The sequence below is a fragment of the Phormidesmis sp. 146-20 genome, assembly GCF_052939475.1.
The window spans coordinates 1-18409 of sequence record NZ_JBJPHT010000006.1; the positions used below are offsets into that span (position 1 = coordinate 1).

16 protein-coding genes are annotated in these 18409 nt (G+C 50.1%); 5 read left to right on the top strand and 11 right to left on the bottom strand.

All coding sequences use genetic code 11. From position 1 onward, the window contains the following. Positions 1–198: 198 nt before the first annotated feature. From rsgA to grpE, 5 genes are all read right to left on the bottom strand, one after another. Positions 199–1302 carry a small ribosomal subunit biogenesis GTPase RsgA gene (rsgA, locus tag ACKFKH_RS07040; protein WP_446857548.1) on the bottom strand — a complete coding sequence of 368 codons (1104 nt, stop codon included), beginning with the start codon at positions 1300–1302 and terminating at the stop codon, positions 199–201. Positions 1303–1319: 17 nt separating this feature from the next. Beyond that, positions 1320–1553 carry a sulfurtransferase TusA family protein gene (locus ACKFKH_RS07045; RefSeq protein WP_446857549.1) on the bottom strand — a complete coding sequence of 78 codons (234 nt, stop codon included), beginning with the start codon at positions 1551–1553 and terminating at the stop codon, positions 1320–1322. Then, positions 1550–2692 carry a molecular chaperone DnaJ gene (gene dnaJ / locus ACKFKH_RS07050; RefSeq protein WP_446857550.1) on the bottom strand — a complete coding sequence of 381 codons (1143 nt, stop codon included), beginning with the start codon at positions 2690–2692 and terminating at the stop codon, positions 1550–1552. Before dnaJ ends, ACKFKH_RS07045 begins: the two co-directional genes overlap by 4 nt. A 173-nt stretch (positions 2693–2865) precedes the next feature. Then, positions 2866–4833 (bottom strand): molecular chaperone DnaK, encoded by a 1968-nt coding sequence (gene dnaK, locus ACKFKH_RS07055; RefSeq protein ID WP_446857551.1) that lies wholly within the window; start codon positions 4831–4833, stop codon positions 2866–2868. A 437-nt stretch (positions 4834–5270) separates the two neighbouring features. Beyond that, the gene (gene grpE, locus ACKFKH_RS07060; RefSeq protein WP_446857552.1) at positions 5271–5966 is read right to left on the bottom strand and encodes a nucleotide exchange factor GrpE; all 696 of its coding nucleotides are present in this window, start codon (positions 5964–5966) and stop codon (positions 5271–5273) included. Positions 5967–6494: 528 nt separating this feature from the next. Here grpE and ACKFKH_RS07065 point away from each other — a divergent pair. The 4 genes from ACKFKH_RS07065 to ACKFKH_RS07080 all read left to right on the top strand — a co-directional run bounded on the left by ACKFKH_RS07065 (position 6495) and on the right by ACKFKH_RS07080 (position 11857). After that, on the top strand, positions 6495–8492 hold the full coding sequence (locus ACKFKH_RS07065; RefSeq protein WP_446857553.1) for a GspE/PulE family protein: 1998 nt from the start codon (positions 6495–6497) through the stop codon (positions 8490–8492). A 138-nt stretch (positions 8493–8630) separates the two neighbouring features. Next, positions 8631–9740 (top strand): type IV pilus twitching motility protein PilT, encoded by a 1110-nt coding sequence (locus tag ACKFKH_RS07070; RefSeq protein WP_446857554.1) that lies wholly within the window; start codon positions 8631–8633, stop codon positions 9738–9740. Between the two features lie 195 nt (positions 9741–9935). Continuing rightward, a complete protein-coding gene (locus tag ACKFKH_RS07075; RefSeq protein WP_446857555.1) occupies positions 9936–11165 on the top strand; it encodes a type II secretion system F family protein in 1230 nt (409 codons plus the stop codon). 107 nt (positions 11166–11272) lie between these two features. Further along, positions 11273–11857 (top strand): hypothetical protein, encoded by a 585-nt coding sequence (locus ACKFKH_RS07080; RefSeq protein ID WP_446857556.1) that lies wholly within the window; start codon positions 11273–11275, stop codon positions 11855–11857. Between the two features lie 56 nt (positions 11858–11913). Here ACKFKH_RS07080 and ACKFKH_RS07085 read toward each other — a convergent pair whose 3' ends face one another. Genes ACKFKH_RS07085 through ACKFKH_RS07095 form a run of 3 tightly spaced genes read right to left on the bottom strand, consistent with a single transcriptional unit; the run spans position 11914 to position 13018 of the window. Beyond that, a complete protein-coding gene (locus ACKFKH_RS07085; protein WP_446857557.1) occupies positions 11914–12381 on the bottom strand; it encodes a ferredoxin in 468 nt (155 codons plus the stop codon). Then, positions 12381–12767, bottom strand: a complete 387-nt coding sequence (locus ACKFKH_RS07090; RefSeq protein ID WP_446857558.1) for a DUF1257 domain-containing protein — start codon at positions 12765–12767, stop codon at positions 12381–12383. The genes ACKFKH_RS07085 and ACKFKH_RS07090 overlap by 1 nt, the downstream gene beginning before the upstream one ends. Positions 12768–12811: 44 nt before the next feature. Then, positions 12812–13018, bottom strand: coding sequence for a DUF2997 domain-containing protein (locus ACKFKH_RS07095; RefSeq protein WP_446857559.1), 207 nt, complete (start codon positions 13016–13018; stop codon positions 12812–12814). Between the two features lie 541 nt (positions 13019–13559). On the opposite strand from ACKFKH_RS07095, the gene ACKFKH_RS07100 reads away from it, so the two are divergent. Next, on the top strand, positions 13560–15416 hold the full coding sequence (locus tag ACKFKH_RS07100; protein ID WP_446857560.1) for a protein kinase domain-containing protein: 1857 nt from the start codon (positions 13560–13562) through the stop codon (positions 15414–15416). Between the two features lie 62 nt (positions 15417–15478). On the opposite strand, the gene ACKFKH_RS07105 is transcribed toward ACKFKH_RS07100, so the two are convergent. The 3 genes from ACKFKH_RS07105 to ACKFKH_RS07115 form a co-directional block, all read right to left on the bottom strand. Next, positions 15479–16834 (bottom strand): DUF4335 domain-containing protein, encoded by a 1356-nt coding sequence (locus tag ACKFKH_RS07105; protein WP_446857561.1) that lies wholly within the window; start codon positions 16832–16834, stop codon positions 15479–15481. 22 nt (positions 16835–16856) lie between these two features. Beyond that, positions 16857–17468 (bottom strand): DUF3038 domain-containing protein, encoded by a 612-nt coding sequence (locus ACKFKH_RS07110; RefSeq protein ID WP_446857562.1) that lies wholly within the window; start codon positions 17466–17468, stop codon positions 16857–16859. Between the two features lie 212 nt (positions 17469–17680). Beyond that, entirely contained in the window at positions 17681–18379 is a 699-nt protein-coding gene (locus ACKFKH_RS07115; RefSeq protein ID WP_446857563.1) for a diacylglycerol/polyprenol kinase family protein, read from the bottom strand. Positions 18380–18409: the final 30 nt, after the last annotated feature.

Below are 18409 nucleotides of genomic sequence, written 5' to 3' on the forward strand. Positions count from 1 at the left end.
GGGGGCAGAAGCGTTAAATACCGAAGCGAAAAAACTCTATCGAATTCACGTTAAAACTGGGGCTGACTCAAACTTCGACTCAAACTTCACAAAATCATCCTTGCTTCTTCAACGTTGAAATATTGCGTCTACTTAGTTGGCGTTCTGTAGAAACACTGCCCAAACACTGTAAATCCGCAAGACCTGTGGAAGGCAAATTTATTCTTCGTCTGCGTCAGTCTTCATCAAGCGATCAATGTCATTCTTCAGCGACTGAAGCGACTGTTGACGAGTCCGGCGAGATTCTTGGCGATACTTCTTGGTGTCTAGCCTCGGTTCGTACTTTGCCTCGCCCTTACCTTTTGATTTCAGCTTCATTACTGCATCGGGGTCAGCCTGCTGATTGAGTTGGGTTTGATAGTCGATCGCTTCCCCCAAAAAGTTCAAATAATGTTCATATCGCTCCCAATCCCCGCGCACGACACACCCCGGCTCATCTCGATGAGAGCAATCATTAAACTGACAACGTGCGATCGCCAGCCGCTCTCGAATCTCAGGGAAATAATTCGCCAGTTCTTCAGGAGCATAATCGACATCAGGCTGATTAAATCCTGGAGTATCCGCCAACAATCCGCCCAGCGGTAGCTCAAACAATTCCACATGGCGCGTCGTGTGCCGACCTTTTGCCAGCTTGCCCGATACCGCTCCCACTCGGATATCTAGCGTAGGAATGAGTTGATTGATCAAACTCGATTTACCCACACCAGAAGGGCCCGACACAATGGTAATTTTCTGATTGAGACGGTGCTGAATTTCGGTTAGCCCGATCGCCTGTTTCACACTAATAAACAGTGGCTCATATCCCCATTCAGACAAGCGTTTCCACCAGTGGTCTTTTTCTTCAACACTCGCTAAATCGCTTTTACTCAAGCACAGACAAACTTCTATCTCGATCGATTCAGCTTTGACCAAAAAACGGCTCAGTTGATAAGGCTCGATCGTCGGTTCCGCCATCGCAAACACCAGCAGAATTTGGTCTGCATTGGCGATCGGCGGTCTATCTAGTTGCGATCGACGAGGCAAAACCTGGGAAACTACGCCGCGCTTTTGTGTCCAGTCAGGTTCCTCTACCAAAACACGATCGCCCACCATGACGCGCTGACCGATTTTTTTGAGCAGCGATCGCCGCGTACAAAGCAAAACAGGCGGTTCTTCAGTCTCAGAATCCAACCGCACGGAGTAGTAGTTTGCTTGAACAGCCACCACTGTCCCCGTAAGGGAATCTGACGGCGCATCTAGAACTTTTTCCGACTCAGAACTCATAACGTTGAGAGGGCGAATCACCGACGCACCTTAACCGCAAAAAATCCCGATCGGTCTTCGATCGCCTCAATGCGGTAGCCTTCCATCGTCAAACTGTCGGGAACCTGTTCGATCGGCTCTCCGGGGTCAAGCCAGACTTCTAATAGCGAACCAGGCTGCATCTGTTCTAACCGCAGCTTAGTACGAACGAAATTAATCGGGCAGGGCGTGCCGCGCAAATCCATCTGCATATCAGAATTGAGTTGACTCATCCGCCAAAAACCTTGCCGAAGAATCCTTCAATGCCGCTCTTACCGATGCGATCGCCTCGCAGTTTAGCCAGTTTTTCCAGATGTTCCCGCTCCTCAGCACTGACGCGAGTCGGAATTTCAATCAAAATAGTGATCAAATGGTCGCCTCGACTGACCGGATTCCCCAGTTTGGGCACCCCTCGATTCTCTAACGTCAGAACGGTGTTTGGCTGTGTCCCGGCTGGAATAATCAATTCTTCGCTGCCGTCCACCGTGTTCACCTCAATGCGACAGCCTAAGATTGCCTGCAAATAGCTAATCTTGATCTCAGAGAGAATATTGATGCCTTCTCGCTGAAACTCAGCATCTTCATTGATGAACAGGTAAACATACAGATCGCCGGGCGGCCCATTCTTCTGCCCTGCGTCTCCTTCACCCGAAACCCGCAGTCGAGTGCCATTGTCCACACCTGCGGGAATTGTGATCTTCAGCTTCTTCGTTTCTTGCCGTTGACCATCGCCCCCACAAACCTCACACTTCTCCTCGATCACCTGACCCGTCCCATTACAGGTCGGACAAACCGAAACTTGAGTAAAGCTCCCAAACGGGGTACGAGTAGCTCGACGCACTTGACCTGCGCCAGAACAAGTCGGGCAAGTTCGAGCGCGAGTGCCGGGTTTTGCACCAGAACCACTACAGTTTGTGCAGCTCTCCAAGTGGCTGATGCGAATTTCTTTTTCTCCGCCGAAAACAGCTTCGCGGAAATCTAATTTGAGGTCGAGTCGAAGATCGTCACCTCGAACCGGCCCGCCTCTTCTGCGAGTGCCCGCTTGAGCACCTCCCGGAGCGCCCCCCGCAAAACCGCTGAAGAAGCTCTCAAAGATATCGGCAAAACCTCCCATGTCACCAAAGTCCTGGTAGCCAGCCGCACCCGCAGCCGAACTGACCCCCGCTTCACCAAAGCGATCGTACCGGGCCCGCATTTCTGGCTCAGACAGTACCTCGTAAGCGTGATTGATCTCTTTAAACCGTTCCTCGGCTCCCGCTTCTTTGTTGACATCGGGATGGTACTTGCGAGCTAAACGGCGGTAGGCTTGCTTAATATCTTCCTTGTCCGCTTCACGAGAGACACCAAGAATTTCATAATAATCACGAGCCATAGAACGCTGCGTCAGGGTAGAGGGGCTAGGGGATCAAACGTTTTTGTGAGGTAATCACGGATGCTTCAGACCTAAATCTAGCATTTATCTCAAGAATCGATGGAAATACGGATGGGGTTGTGGAAGGCAGCCACTCGCCAAAATCTTCCACATCCATTACCCTACAGGGTTATTTAGTCAACTGCCTCATAATCTGCCGTCATCGTGGCATCATCAAAATTTGCTGTTACTGTGGCATCGTTGTCAAAGTCAAAGTCAGGATCTGGGCTAGAGGGGTTTCTGGAAGTGCCGCCATTCACATCATTATTGTCGTCATCGTCATTATCATGACTGGTATCCCGGTAGACATCGGCTCCGATCGCAAAGAGAACCTGCTGTAGTGCGTCAATCCGTTGTTCTAGATCACTGACGCTGATTTTGGGATCAGAAATGGCGGTTTTGAGTTCGGCGACTTTCTCGTTTGCCTGAACTTTGAGCGTTTCGCTGATACGATCGAGATTTTCGCGCATCGTCGTTTCGTAGGTTGAAAATAGATTGTCTGCTCGGTTTCGCAGTTCCACACGCCGCTTACGAACGCTGTCTTCATCAGCAAAGAGTTCGGCTTCTTGCTTCATCCGCTCAATTTCGCTACCGCTCAAGCCGCCTGTATTGGAAATTTCGATGCTTTGTTCGCGTCCGGTTCCTTTATCTCGCGCTGACACTTTGAGAATGCCGTTGGCATCGATATCAAACGCCACTTCGATTTGAGGAACGCCTCTAGGGGCGGGAGGAATGCCCGTTAGCTGAAATTTTCCCAGACTCTTGTTGTCTTTCGCCATCGCCCGCTCACCTTGCAGGACGTGAATTTCGACCGAGGTTTGCCCATCCGTTGCCGTCGAGAAAACTTGAGTTTTGCTGGTGGGAATCGTTGTGTTGCGCTCAATGACTTTGGTAGAAACTTCACCCAGGGTCTCGATTCCCAATGAGAGCGGAGCCACATCTAATAGCAGCAGGTCTTTGACTTCTCCGCCCAGCACCCCTGCTTGAATAGCTGCACCCAGAGCGACGGCTTCATCAGGATTGATCGAGCGATCAGGCGCTTTACCATTAAAGAATTTGCGAAGAGCCTCTTGCACCGCCGGGACACGAGTCGAACCGCCCACGAGAATGATGCGATCGATGTCATCGGTTGTCAGTTCAGCGTCTTTGAGCGCAAATTTCATTGGCTCGATCGTGCTCTCTACCAGACTGGCGGCCAGTTCTTCAAACTTAGAGCGCGTTAGCTCCATTTCTAAATGTTTGGGGCCAGTGGCATCGGCGGTGATGAAGGGCAGGTTAATGGAGGTGCTCAGGGTTCCAGAAAGCTCAATTTTGGCTTTTTCTGCGGCTTCTCGGAGACGTTGCAGGGCCATTTTGTCTTCAGAGAGATCAATCGTTTCTTGCTTTTTAAATTCCTCCATCATCCACTGCACGATGCAGTCATCAAAGTCGTCGCCGCCCAAATGATTGTTTCCAGACGTGGCTTTGACTTCAAACACGCCATCACCCAACTGGAGAATCGAAACGTCGAAGGTGCCGCCGCCCAAGTCAAAAACGAGGACACACTGATCCTGGTCTTGCTTATCTAACCCATAGGCTAAGGCAGCCGCTGTTGGCTCATTAATAATCCGAAGGACTTCTAAACCCGCGATCGTCCCCGCATCCTTGGTGGCTTGCCGTTGCGCGTCGCTAAAGTAGGCTGGAACCGTAATCACCGCTTGCGTAACTTCTTCGCCCAGATGATTCTCAGCATCCTGCTTGAGCTTTTGCAAGATCATTGACGAAATTTCCTGCGGCGTATAGTTGCGACCGCGAATTTGCACATCAACAGTATCGTCTTTGCCTTTGACACAGACGTAGGGAACACGCGTCCGCTCGATCTGAGTGTCATCCCAGCGCCGCCCGATGAAACGCTTGATGCTGAAGATCGTGTTTTCGGCATTCGTGACGGCTTGACGCTTGGCTAACTGACCGACGAGGCGATCGCCCGCCTTACCAAAGCCAACGATGCTGGGGGTCGTCCGTCCGCCTTCAGAATTGAGAATGACGACGGGTTGACCACCTTCCAAAACAGCTACGCAACTGTTGGTCGTGCCCAAGTCGATACCGATGACTTTTCCCATAGCTCGCGGTGATGAAGGTGTATGAAGTGCAACGTAGAACTGAGTCTATGTAGATTTATGCAATCAAGTCAGCAATCTCTCCGTAAAATTGCAAACAATTTACAAAGTTGGCTAACCTACTCCGAATTATTCCCCAACTCAGGCTTTTCTTAACATTTGAGTCCTGATTGACTGACAAAACTATCAGCTCTCACGCCAACTCCTGTCTCTAGGGTCAATGGGAGTCAGCCAAGTTTTGTCCCCTCCTCCAGTGACAGAGGGCTATGGCGAGGGCAGTTCGGTTCATTTGGCAAACGATTTGTCAGTCAGCCAACATCAGTCAGTCCAAACTATGCAAACTGCCATCCTTTGAGCAGTTGGTTTCGAGAGTAGCATGGGCTTTCAGTCAGAGCAACTTAACGATCGCGCCCTGAGTCAAGAACTTTAACCAAATTCACTTATTCAGCCGCTGTTTCTACACTTCCACCATCTTCGGGAGGGGCTGCCACTTTTACCATTGCATGACGCAGCACCCGATCGCCCATCATGTAGCCGCGCACTAATTCTTCGATGACAGTGCCTTCTGGGTGCTCGCTGGTGGGCTGCCTCATGACTGCTTCATGTAGGTTGGGGTCAAACTCTTTGCCCTCCGATCGCATAGGGGCTACGCCAACCCGTTTGAGACAATCGACCAACTGTTTGTAGACACTCTGGTAGCTCTTGTGAATGTTCATTTCCCCGTCGTTTTGGGGTTTGATGTGCGATCGGGCCCGTTCAAAATTATCGACGACGGGCAGCAGTTCGTTGATCGTGTCGATCTTGACTTTGAGTTCAAGGTCTTCTTTCTCTTTTTGAGTGCGTCTACGAAAATTTTCAAAATCGGCCGCAATTCGCATATATTGGCTGCTGCGGTCTTCTAGCTGCGCTTTGAGGGCTTCGGCTTCGCGCTCTTTGGCGGCAAAAGTTGATCGCAGATCCATAAAGGCGGATTGATAATCAGTATCATCCGTTTCGAGGACTGCTTCCGTGGTCAATGGCTCAGTGTCCAGTTCAGACTCGGTTTGAGCGCCTTGGGGGGCTTCGCCATTGTCTAAATTATCTGAAGACTGTCCAACAGTTTGAGTGTCTTCTAGCTGCTTTTCTTCTTCGATCATCGTGCGCTATTCCCCTGTAAAAGTCGTTGGCCTATGGCTCACATTTTCATCCTACGTGAATTACCACAAACTGACTCACTCTACAGTGCAGGCTTCCCAATTCCTCAAAGACTGCCTCTACAAACTCCATAATCCCTTTGGATTTGTGTTCCTCCATCATAGAATTTTATTCTTAAGACCAAACTTTAAAGGCAATCGGCAGGGGCCGTTTTTGCTCGTCTGGTTTTCGTAAGCGCTACGGCGTGAATGGGCTGGAGTTTTGCATTACTTGTTTGCGTTACTTAAGCGAATACTCCAAAGGACAGAAAAAAGAGAGTTGCGTCTTGAAAAACTCCGACGAGAGTGATTGACACAGGGTATTATCTGTACTTAACTCGATCATCGCTTGGCTAGACTGCGAGTTCTCCTTCAGATTAAGCAGCATTTTTACGGCGATCGATGAAGTTTCTGTAAACCTTGTACGGCAGTTAGCGCGTCTTTTTAAAGTTTTGTGGGAATACTCTATAAGGAGATCTTCGTTCATCAGCTATGACTAACTCCTCATCTCAACGGCGTGCGCTTGTTGTCCAAAGTAACCTTTCCCCATTTGAAAATAAGCTGGTTCAGGCTGGCTATGCTAACAATGAGCAACTTAAGCAGGCACTCACCGAATGTCGAAAGTCTGGCAGACCGCTCACCCAGGTTTTAGTCGATATTACTGGGCAGGCGCTTCCTCCAGATCTGTTGCGGCAGTACAAGAAGCAGCAGCTATTTGAGTTAAAGATTCTCTATGGAGTAGAGTCGCTCGACCCCGAAATCACGCAGGTCGCCACCAATCAGGTTAGTCAACTGATCGATACGCTGATCCCGATCGAGCTTTGCCGTCGCTATCGCCTCGTTCCTCTGTCGCAAAGTGACAAACAGCCGCCCTTCGTTTTGGTGGCAATGGTTGATCCTGATAATCTAGATGCCCAGGACGATCTCAATCGCATTTTACGCAACAAAGGTTTCAGTCTTCAGCGGCTGGTCATCACCCTGGAAGACTACAATCGGCTGATCTCCAAATACCTCGACGAGCAGGTTGAGCTTCAGAGACAGCTAGAAGACCAAGCGAAAGTAGACGTAAAATCTGACCTCGAAGGCTTAGAATCGCTTGCAGAAAGCGACGAGCAGGACGCTGCTGATATGGATCTGGATGCCGCTGATGCCGAGGCAGCCCCGATCATCGCCCTTGTCAACAAAATTTTGATCAAAGGGCTTCAGTTAGGAGTTTCTGACATTCACATTGAGCCGCAAGAAGAAACGCTGCGAATTCGCTTCCGCAAAGATGGTGTGTTGCAGTTGGCCTTTGATCCGCTGCCCAAAAAGATCATTCCCGCCGTCACCGCCCGCTTTAAAATCATTGCGCTGCTAGACATTGCTGAACGGCGCGTTCCCCAGGATGGTCGGATTCGACGCATTTATGACGGTCGTAAAATTGACTTTCGGGTGAGCACGCTGCCCAGCCGCTACGGTGAAAAAGTTGTACTGCGGATTCTCGACAACTCAGCTACTCAGTTGGGACTCGACAAGCTGATCACCGATCGCACTTCTCTCGAAACCGTGCAGGAAATGGTTAGCCGTCCGTTTGGTCTGCTCCTCGTCACCGGGCCAACAGGGTCAGGGAAAACCACCACGCTCTACTCTGCCCTCGCCGAGCGCAACGCTCCCGGTGTCAACATCAGCACCGTTGAAGACCCCATTGAGTACTCTCTCCCCGGCTTAACCCAGGTACAGGTTCTTCGGGAAAAAGGCATGGACTTTGCCGTGATTCTAAGAGCCTTTCTGCGTCAAGACCCAGACGTAATTCTAGTGGGTGAAACTCGTGACCGAGAAACCGCTAAAACGGCGATCGAGGCCGCTCTGACAGGTCACTTAGTTCTTACAACCCTGCACACCAACGATGCGGCGGGAGCGATCGCTCGTCTTGATGAAATGGGCGTAGAACCTTTTATGGTGTCGGGTGCGCTGCTGGGTGTGGTTGCTCAACGGCTAGTACGGCGAGTCTGTGATGAATGTCGTCTGCCTTACACCCCCAGTTCGGCCGAACTTTCACGCTTTGGCTTGAGCAGTTCTAGCGAGACTCAACTGACACTTTTTCGGGCAAATACGTTACAACCTCACGAAATTCAAGAAGCGCGATCGCAGGGCACCCTTTGTCAAAAGTGTAGCGGCGGTGGCTACAAAGGACGATTGGGTGTTTATGAAGTCATGAAAATTTCGGAACGGCTGCAAACCATGATCAACGAGGGCGCACCCACTGAACGACTTAAAGAAGTCGCTGTCGAAGAAGGAATGCAAACTCTCCTTTCCTATAGTTTGAATCTGGTGCGCGAAGGGTACACAACGTTAGACGAAATTGAGCGCGTTACCTTTACTGACACTGGGCTAGAAGCCGAGCTACGCGCAAAACGCAAAACCTCGCTCACCTGTCGGGGATGTGGAGCCGAATTACAGCAAGAATGGTTAGACTGCCCCTATTGCACCACGCCCCGGTTCCAAGATTAGCCATCCAGCAATCTACCCGCATGTGACAGCAGTTCGTCTATCGCCGGGTAAACTTAAGTTCAACGACATTGCTTAAAACTTGACAAACTGACCACTCCAAACAACCCCCAATTCTTAAGTAATCAAGGAGCAAACCGCATGGAATTGATGATTGAAGATCTGATGGAGCAACTCATCGAAATGGGCGGCTCTGATTTGCACCTGACTGCTGGTTTGCCCCCCTACTTTCGGATTAGTGGACACTTACAGCCGATCGGGGATCAAGTTCTCAGTGCTGAAGAATGTCAGCGCCTCATCTTCAGTATGCTAAACAACACCCAGCGCAAAAACCTGGAGCAAAATTGGGAACTGGACTGCTCCTATGGGGTGCGTGGGTTAGCTCGCTTTCGAGTCAACGTTTACAAAGATCGAGGAACTTATGCCGCCTGTTTGCGAGCCTTGAGTTCTAAAATTCCCAACTTTGAGAAGCTTGGACTGCCCGACGTAGTGCGAGAAATGTCTGAGAAGCCCAGAGGCTTGATTTTGGTGACCGGGCCGACGGGTTCTGGAAAAACTACAACGCTGGCAGCCATGATCGATCTGATCAACCGCACCCGCGCCGAACACATTTTGACGATCGAAGACCCGATCGAATTTGTCTATGAACCGCTCAAAAGCCTCGTTCATCAACGCCAATTGGGAGAAGACACTAAGAGTTTTGCCAATGCTTTGAAAGCGGCTCTGCGGGAAGATCCAGACATCATTCTGGTGGGTGAAATGCGGGATTTGGAAACGATTTCCCTCGCCATCTCTGCCGCAGAAACAGGTCACTTGGTCTTCGGCACCCTGCACACGAGTTCAGCTTCTCAGACGGTCGATCGGATGATTGATGTCTTCCCCGCTGAGCGCCAAACTCAGGTTCGGGTTCAACTTTCCAACTCTTTAGTCGCTGTATTCAGTCAAACGCTGGTGTCTAAGAAAAATCCTAAGCCGGGTGAGTATGGACGAATTATGGCCCAGGAAATCATGGTCATCACCCCTGCTATCTCTAACCTGATTCGGGAAGGAAAGACTGCTCAAATCTACTCCGCAATCCAAACAGGCGGCAAATTAGGCATGCAAACCCTGGAGAGAGTGCTGGCAGACCAGTACAAAGCAGGGCTGATTACGTTTGAGGCCGCAATGTCCAAAACTTCTCGACCTGACGAGCTTCAGCGACTGATTGGAGGTACGCCTGCCGGGGCAACTGCGGGGGCCGTCAAGCGCTAGACTTCTCTAGACTCTGCTCTCTAGACTCTGCGTATTCAATCTGCTCAAGAGAAGCTGTTAAAGCTCTTAGCAGAAGTTCTTCAATTTCGACACTTGCCAGCAGAATGATTAGGAAGTCTGATCATTCTTTTAGAACAAGGCTACTATCTGTAGAGTTCACTTTCTGAGCCTAATTCTTCATCTAGACCCTGAACTATGCCTACCTATGTTGCCCGCGTCCGAGACGCAAAAGGAAACGCCAAGCGAGAAAAGATTGTTGCTGACACCCTGGGAGAAGCCCGCTCTGCCCTGCGAGATCAGGGTCTTTTTGTTCAAGAACTTAAGGAAAGTGAAGGATTTAACGCCAACAACGTTCTTGATCTCAGACAAATTCAATCTTCGATGGCGACGGTTTCGATCAAAGATAAAGCCGTCTTCTCCCGTCAGTTTGCCGCCCTGGTCAACGCTGGGGTAGCGATGGTACGCGGGTTGGGGGTGCTGTCAGAACAATGTACAAACCCCAAGCTAAAAAAAGCTTTGGTGGAGATTAGCTCGGATGTGCAGCAAGGTACAAACCTTTCTGATGCGATGCGGAAGCACCCAGCCTGCTTTGACAATCTGTACACGAGCATGGTGCAAGCAGGCGAGGTTGGGGGCGTTTTGGATGAGGTCTTAAACCGTCTCGCCAAGCTGCTAGAAGACGTGGCTCGGTTGCAAAACCAAATCAAGTCAGCAATGGCTTACCCCGTTGTCGTCGGCTTTCTGGCAACGACGATCTTCTTGGGGATGACGATCTTTTTGATTCCTATTTTTGCAGGAATTTTTAAGGAAATTGGAACTGAGTTGCCTGCATTTACTCAATTGATGCTCAACATCAGTGAGTTTCTTCGCAGCCCAAATGTAGTGATTTTGATCATCTTGATTCCCTTGGTCATTTTTGCTTATCGGCAGTATTACAAAACGCGGGTGGGACGCGAGACGATGGATCGATTCTTCCTAAAAATGCCGCTGTTTGGCGATTTGATTCAAAAGACAGCGACGGCTCGATTCTGCCGGACGTTTGGTGCATTGACTCGATCGGGCGTTCCCATTTTGACCTGCTTAGAGATTGTGCGTGACACATCCGGAAATCAAATTGTTTCAAACGCGATCGACGAAGCCCGCAAAGAAATTCAGACGGGCGGCATGATCAGCATTGCGCTTCAGAAAGAACAGGTGTTTCCCTTGATGGCGATTCAAATGATCAGCATCGGCGAAGAAACTGGGGAACTCGATAAGATGCTAATGAAGGTCGCTGACTTTTATGAGGATGAGGTGGAGCAAGCCGTCAAAGCATTAACCAGCATTATGGAACCGATCATGATTCTCTTTCTAGGCGGCATGGTTGGTAGTATCTTGCTTGCGATGTACTTGCCAATGTTTAAAGTGTTTGAGACTCTCGGCTAGTCGAGACGAGTTTGTCTTGTGAGGTCAGAGGTTAGACGTTGAGAGATTGGTTCAATCTTGCGCTCTAAGATCTTCTGGCCTCTTTTTATTGAAATGGGTTTAGAAAAATGTCAGTTCAAAAATCTCAATACGAAGAACTGTTTGCAACCTATAGTCAGTCTTCAGAGGCGATCGCGCTCCTTAAACGTCATCGTCCCTATCTAGAGCTTTTGCCCAGTATGCGTCGCCCGGAGGAGAGCGTCATTACGATCCCGTTACCGATCGTCAAGATTCGTCATGTAGTGCCCTCTCCTAACGGGCACTCAATCACGTCGGTCGAGTCGCTGATCTTACCCTGTGAAATCTCACTGCTTATGTGTGACCCAGAGTGGAAAATCAAGACAGGTCGAGAAATATTTGTTTTTATCCACCAGCCCGAAGAAGATTTTTCTGACCTGTTGGGTCGGTGGCGACGCACTCAAGTGCTACTAGGCAAGGATTATGAGTGGGTGCTGCCCCCTCGCTATCAGCACATTCTTAACGAAGGCGCAGAAAAGATTTATCCTCTGTTTGTTGTGTTTGAGGAAACGCCTGATCGCATCAAACGAGGACTCAAAGGCGCACATCTACCGTTTGTGACGCAAAATACCAGTGAGGAAGAAGCGGCGATCGAAGCCTCTCAAACTTCCGAGATTGCAACAACCGAGGAGTAGCTCTTTAAATCAAAAGCTTTAGTAGACTCTACTATCATCTAGAAGCTTAAACTTTCTCAATCTGGAGAAGAATTCGTTTTCCGCTTAGACTGCATTCTTTGTCTGCGGCGGTTTGTAGCAATTACAGCCAGATCCACCGGAAACCCAGCTACCGGAATGACTTGATACTTACGGTCTTCCTCCAGCTTCTTGAGCTGCGTAAAGTCAACCCAGTGAATGCAGTCTACGGGACAGGTGTCGATCGCTTCCTGGATAAGTTCTTCTGGATCGCCATCTTGCCGAATTGCACGGGAACGACCATAGTCAGGCTCAATGTAAAACGTGTTTCGCGCAACATGGGCACAATGCAAGCACCCAATACAAGTTAACTCGTCCACATAGACCCCCTTTTGCCGAAAGGCACCTCCCAACTCTGGCTCCAAACCCGATCGGGCTTCAGAATCACGCAGTAAGCCGCCAAGTTCTGGCTCTAGACCTGACCGAGCAGAATTATCTGGATTAGGCAGTTGGGAGGAAGTAGACATCAGGCACTCCAGCGTTGTAGCACGAGACGAATGGAGCCGTCTTGATGACGTTGCTGCTCGGCAACTTGGAAACCTTTTTGAGAAGATTCCTGGACGATCGTGTGATAGGCGTAGCGCTGGGTTATTTTGCTGAGAAAGTAGTCAATGGGGCTGTCCTGCTTCCAATACTGCAAATCGGCAACCAGTTCGTATTCCTGACCGTTCCACGCAAAACCAATGTCGTATTGGTTATCTTGCTCGATCACAACTTCAGCAGTGTGAGTTAGACCTTTGTACCCTCGAACGTCACAAGGGCCGGATTTCCAATCAATCTTTAAATCAGTCAAGGCAGACTTCAAAGCGGGAAGGTTACGGATCTGAGTTTTAATTTGGCTAAAGTGTGACATGGCTAGTTATTAACGAGTTGACTTGTTTTAATCGGACAAAACTTTTACCAGTCGCTAAACGTCGCTTGAGTCGTGACGGTTGCTGACTGCTGAACGGTCGCAAAATATTCGGAAGTCTGCTCTTGCGTAATGACTTGGCCAAGTTGAGCTTCGATCGCTGCTGTGACCTCCGCGCAAGACGCTCCAACGATACCCGTAACCTTCTCCTGCACACGCCCGTCTGGAAATATCACAAACTCTAATGTTTCCATGCTTTCGACTCAATAACGATGGGACTTTTGGGCTGGTATCGTCGAAACTGAGTCAGTGAAGACCCACTCATTCCAACCAATTTTGACAAATCCACTTACTCCTAATTGAAAAGTTACAGAACTTAGTAATAAAAGAGAGTGGTGTCAGCATAAATGTCAGTTTCGCTTAACTTCAGATTGCAGTCAAGATAAGAAACCAATGAGTATTTATATAAAGATTTATAAACTGATTTTTAACATGCTTCTTCTGTCAGGAGAGGGAGATGATAGAGCGATCGTGGCTCCCACTCAAACCTACGTATGAAAGATCAGTTGAGGATAAATTATTTTACACCGTCAATTAGAAGCCCTCTGCATTAAAGCCAATTCATTATTATTCTTCGTTCTAGGCTTAACGTCTCAAACACCTTCACCTTAATCGTTCTATTAAGCTGGACTGACTGCTAGTAGGGGGTCATGCCCCATAAGGATTGCTAGAAGCCTTGAGTAACAATAGTTACCGTGGATGCTAATTCCACCGTGTTAATTGTTCTCTGAAGCTATGCAAACTGAGATGGTATCATCGATTCCTTTGGGAACTCTCCTCCGACAGCGCTACCTGGTCAAGCAGATTTTGGGTCAGGGTGGCTTTGGGCGCACGTATCTGGCGATCGATCAGGAGCGATTTAACGAATCCTGTGTCCTCAAGGAGTTTACAGTTCCCTATCAAGACGATGCCCTGGTCGAAAAAGCAAAGTCTCTCTTTCAACGAGAAGCCAGTACGCTCTACCAAATTCAGCATCCCCAAATTCCTCGCTTTTGGGCGGCCTTTGAAGATGAGCAACGGCTTTTTCTCGTGCAAGACTTTGTAAAAGGACAAACCTACCGCAGTTTGCTGCAAACGAGAAAGCTTCAGGGAAGGCCCTTTTCTGAAGCAGAGGTTCTCCACTTTCTCAACCATTTGCTGCCTGTTCTAAGCTATCTGCATGATCGCGACATCATTCACCGCGATATTTCACCTGAAAACATTATTTTAAGAACCCCGGACACTGGGATGCTGCTTGGGCAGGCATCGATCGACAATTTGCCTGCATCGCTGCCTGTTTTGATCGATTTTGGCGCAGTGAAAGAGGCCGCGAGTCATTGGCCGATCATTTCAGCGATCACCCGCGTCGGCAAAGTAGGATATGCGCCACCAGAGCAGCTTCAAACTGGAAATGTCTCTCCCCACAGCGATCTTTACGCGCTGGGAGCGACCAGCTTAGTTCTCCTAACAGGTCGAGAACCGCAAACATTGTTAGACAGTCAGACCCTTTCCTGGCAGTGGCAACCCTATGCAAGAGTCAGCGATTTGTTAGCGACCGTTTTGCAAAAAATGCTGGCGTTGCAGCCCAATGAGCGGTATCAATCCGCACGAGAAATCTGGGCAGATTTGCAGCCTCTCATGGAAGAATCGCTACAAAGTACTTTGCTTAATCCGATCGCGACTCTCCCTGACCCGGTTCATCAAGACATCGCACCCGCCGCTAGAGATATCAGCGCTCAGGTGAACACCACTATCAAAACAAAATTGTTTATGGCTAGTCATCCAGAAGGCGCACCCTCTCAGCCGCCGCCTAGGTCAAATGCCGCCCACCGACTCCATTCCCCTCGCAAAGTGGGAGTTGGCAGTGCGATCGCGGCCAGTCTCCTGGTTTCCCTGGGAATTGGAGCATATTTGTTCAAGATCACCCCGCCTCTGGGCACAACGCAAGCGATCGACTTGCAGGCAACGCGATCGACACCTCATCTTCCAGCTAACAACGGACAACCCCAACGAATTGAGTTTCCGCCCAACGAGATTTCTGCAATGGTGCAGGGAAACTTGCAAGATAAAAATGCCCAACTCTACATTCTCGAAGCCTCACAGGGGCAGATTATGACCGTGACGCTAGAAGGATCGGGGGTCGTGATGGATATCTTGCGATCCAATGAGCAGCGTGTCGATAACTCTGCTTACCAAACTCGCAATTGGATTGGTCAACTTCCAGTGGATGATCAATACATGATTCGAGTTACGGGATCGGGGAATTATTCGGTGGATGTCGCGATCACGCCTCTATCACGGACTGAATCTTCAGAAACGCAGCGTATTAAATTTCCGCGAGGCAAAGCTGAAACTACGGTTACAGGCACTACTCAGCCCAACCAAATTCGGCGCTATATCTTGAAAGCAAAGGGCAACCAGATTATGGGCGTGAAGGTTTTGCAAGGAAAACACATCACTTTGAATGCACTGGCTCCTAATGGTCAGCGGGTAGGTGGAAGTTCGCGTCGATCGCGCGATTGGCACGGCAAACTAGCAGTGGATGGCGACTATACGATCGAGGTCTCCTCCCCTAAAGTTGGAGACTTTGCCCTTTCTTTTGAGGTCTACTAACGCCAATTTTCTGAACTTCTAACGAACTCGTAGGGAATGCTGATTGTGAGCATCTCCCTTTTTTATTGGGACTCATTAAAAGCTTGGACGCTGCCATCTTGCCCTAGTACAACCCGAATCACAACTGAACGGCTAGTTTTGGGGGGAGAAACAAAAGGCGAATTATAGAGAGGCATCCCAACTTCGGGTCGATCGAGAAACAGTCCAGCCGCTTCGTTGAGGGGGAGATTCTGTTGTAGTGAGCCGTCGGGGTTGAGAACTAATCGGTACTGCAAATCTCCAGGAAGTCCTGCGGGAGGGTTCCAGCGCCCTTTGAAGTACTGTCTGACCTCAGCGACTTGAGGAATGGTGTCAAAAGCAGTGCTGTCTTTGCTGGGGGCTGCTGAGGCGGCGGCTCGTTCTTGCGGTTGGGCAGATTGAGCATCAGCGGGAGCGCTACTAACTCTGGCTCTGGGCTGACTGGGCGGAATTGGATCTGGAGAGGGATTCGCGGGAGCATCTTGAGGAAGAATTGGACTCACCGCAACAGAGCCTTCGGGAGGCTCGACAATTTTAATTTTTGGAGGCGTTTTGGGGGTCTGAGGAACCGTTACCTTGGCATCACCCGTAGCGCTTTGGGAGCCAGCAGAAGCTGGAGAATCGGGGAGCGCCAATAGGGGGGGCGGAGCAGTAGGCAAGGGCAGAGGCGAAGGAGAAGCACTGGGAAGAGGTTGGAGGGCAAGACGCTGGTCAGAACTACTGGCTCCCTGACTCGTGGTTGGCGCTTGAGCCGTTTGGGAGGCGGGGCGATCGAACAGTCGTAGTGCAGAAGTTGTCAACCCCACAGCAATCAGGAAGGTCGCGGCAATGCTCGTCCACTGAGGCGGATTTTTGAGCCAGTTGGGGCGATTTAGATTAGGCAGAGCCGTCACGTCAGCGGCGTATTCATCCAGCGCGGTTGCTAGATCCGCTAACTGGACAGCACTAAGTCGGATCGAAGCCCCAGTCTCTTCGGTGGCTAACGTTCCCAGAAATAGCTCGTGAGAGAGGATGCCTCTAGGCTGGATCGAAAGGTCTGCGGTGAGATCGGAGGGGGGCAGACTGGGAGAATCTACGACAGCGATCGGGGAGACCGTTCCATCCAGGGTTGCGCCAAAACGCTTTGCTAAGTGTCTGTCTTGTAGCAGCGTATTGGACTGGTTGAGAAATTGCTGAACGTAGGTTGTGACAGTCTGGCAAAGGCTTTCTAGCTGAGACCGATCGCCCCGCACGGTCATCCATTGGTCTTCGCTGATTCGAGGGTCGTCAAAACTGAGTCTGAACCGCAGATGTTTGAGAACCGATCGACCTGCCCAGCGCGAGAGAGGAGAGTTTTTGGCTGAGATTTCTAACGTGCAGGTGGGCGGAGTGTACTTGCGGAGAACAGAGTTGGAAGACATGGGCAAACAGCAGGAATGGGGGTTAGGAGGTAGGAAGTGGGGTGTGGGGGATCGATCGCTCTAGCAGGGTCATCCACAGTCGCCGAACGCCGTTGGGGCTGCCATAAAAAAGCAGGTCGATCAGCAGTTTGAGTGCCAGATGAGTCAGGGTCTTAGTGGGGACTGTTTCTCCGTCTTCCATGCGTTCTTGATAGGTGTTGTGGAAGGCATCGAGGTAGTTTCCCAACAGAGAAGCTTCGTGGGGTTCGCGGCTTTGCTCGGTCAACTGTTCTAAAAGGGCAACGGCTCGACGAATCAGTTCATTATGCTCTTTTGCCAAATGACAGCTAATCAGAGAGAGCGCCCGCGCTTCTTCGACATCTAGCTTTTTGCGACCGCCTTGTCCTTTCCGCAAGGGACTGGATTGGCGCAGCCGCCAGAGAGAGACGCGATCAGCAATCATGGATTCTAGATTTAGATCAGTCGCCGCTTGCAGCATGGCCTCCGAACTGATGCCCGCGATCGCCTCGAGTGCCAGCAAGATCAGATCCAATTGGGCTTTGATGTTATCTAGCTGATCGGGGTCAGGCTGAGAAGTCAGGGGAAGATCTTCCCATTGGGGGGCGGGGCTGGCGGGCTTCACGGTAGAGGTCATGTTTTCAGGATATGAGGCAATCTGAGCTGGGGTGCGATCGTTACCAGTCTTGAAACAGCGACTTTCTAAGGCTAGGAAATGTTTCCGTTTGATTGCAAACCAATTTCAGTCTACCGATAGTGGTGTCGAAACTATTCACCCGATCGGCGGATTTGGAGGAATTTCAATCAATTAGAAAATATTGAGCCTTTCATTCAGCATCCTTCCATCGCCTACGGCAGCAGAACTTGTGTAAGAAAGTAAGCGATCGTAGCACTGCCGATCGGCACTGTCAGATTATCAATGCCGTATTTTGAGAAGGCTTCTAGACTGGCGGCGATCGCTCCTACAATCAGAGAAATCAGCCAGACTTGCCAGAGATTGCCCTGAGTGGTCAGCAAAATCGAGGCGCTGACGACAAAACTAATAACCGCCATTGCCGACGAGCCTTCCCAACTTTTTTGCATATTCCACAGCTTGTAGGGATGGCGACCAAAGCGTTGACCGATAATGGCGGCAAATCCGTCTCCCCAAGTCATGACGAGAATGCCCAAGGCGGCAAATTGCGGTAGATTGAGCGTCCAAAACCAGGCGACCAACACCCCAATGCTGACGGCATAAAAGAAGGTACCTAGACTCTTGCGGCCGATGCTGTTGATGCTGGGGAGAATGGGAACGTAGTACGAGAGTAGCGCGATCGCGCTAAAGACAATCGAGGCCGAAACGCCGACCCACATGGGAATCTTGAGCCACCAGGCGATCAAAATCACATTCCCGGTGCCAATGTGAACCACTTTGCGAACCATTTCAGAACCAGCCTGGGTAAAGCGATTGACACCTTCGGCGAGGAGGGCGACGATCGTCAGCCAAACCAACACGACGGCGACTTGAAATCCCAGATTTGAGAGCGGAATATTAGAACGTTGCAGCAAGGCTGACCAGGGAAGCACGGTAGATTCGGA

Excerpts from the sequence above, each read along its gene's own strand:
- ACKFKH_RS07090 (WP_446857558.1), bottom strand. The coding sequence starts at position 12,767 with ATGTCACACTTTAGCCAAATTAAAACTCAGATCCGTAACCTTCCCGCT.
- dnaJ (WP_446857550.1), bottom strand. The coding sequence starts at position 2,692 with ATGGCTCGTGATTATTATGAAATTCTTGGTGTCTCTCGTGAAGCGGAC.
- ACKFKH_RS07095 (WP_446857559.1), bottom strand. The coding sequence starts at position 13,018 with ATGGAAACATTAGAGTTTGTGATATTTCCAGACGGGCGTGTGCAGGAG.
- rsgA (WP_446857548.1), bottom strand. The coding sequence starts at position 1,302 with ATGAGTTCTGAGTCGGAAAAAGTTCTAGATGCGCCGTCAGATTCCCTT.
- ACKFKH_RS07110 (WP_446857562.1), bottom strand. The coding sequence starts at position 17,468 with ATGACCTCTACCGTGAAGCCCGCCAGCCCCGCCCCCCAATGGGAAGAT.
- ACKFKH_RS07070 (WP_446857554.1), top strand. The coding sequence starts at position 8,631 with ATGGAATTGATGATTGAAGATCTGATGGAGCAACTCATCGAAATGGGC.
- ACKFKH_RS07100 (WP_446857560.1), top strand. The coding sequence starts at position 13,560 with ATGCAAACTGAGATGGTATCATCGATTCCTTTGGGAACTCTCCTCCGA.
- ACKFKH_RS07045 (WP_446857549.1), bottom strand. The coding sequence starts at position 1,553 with ATGAGTCAACTCAATTCTGATATGCAGATGGATTTGCGCGGCACGCCC.
- ACKFKH_RS07075 (WP_446857555.1), top strand. The coding sequence starts at position 9,936 with ATGCCTACCTATGTTGCCCGCGTCCGAGACGCAAAAGGAAACGCCAAG.
- ACKFKH_RS07105 (WP_446857561.1), bottom strand. The coding sequence starts at position 16,834 with ATGTCTTCCAACTCTGTTCTCCGCAAGTACACTCCGCCCACCTGCACG.
- ACKFKH_RS07085 (WP_446857557.1), bottom strand. The coding sequence starts at position 12,381 with ATGTCTACTTCCTCCCAACTGCCTAATCCAGATAATTCTGCTCGGTCA.
- grpE (WP_446857552.1), bottom strand. The coding sequence starts at position 5,966 with ATGATCGAAGAAGAAAAGCAGCTAGAAGACACTCAAACTGTTGGACAG.
- ACKFKH_RS07065 (WP_446857553.1), top strand. The coding sequence starts at position 6,495 with ATGACTAACTCCTCATCTCAACGGCGTGCGCTTGTTGTCCAAAGTAAC.
- ACKFKH_RS07080 (WP_446857556.1), top strand. The coding sequence starts at position 11,273 with ATGTCAGTTCAAAAATCTCAATACGAAGAACTGTTTGCAACCTATAGT.
- dnaK (WP_446857551.1), bottom strand. The coding sequence starts at position 4,833 with ATGGGAAAAGTCATCGGTATCGACTTGGGCACGACCAACAGTTGCGTA.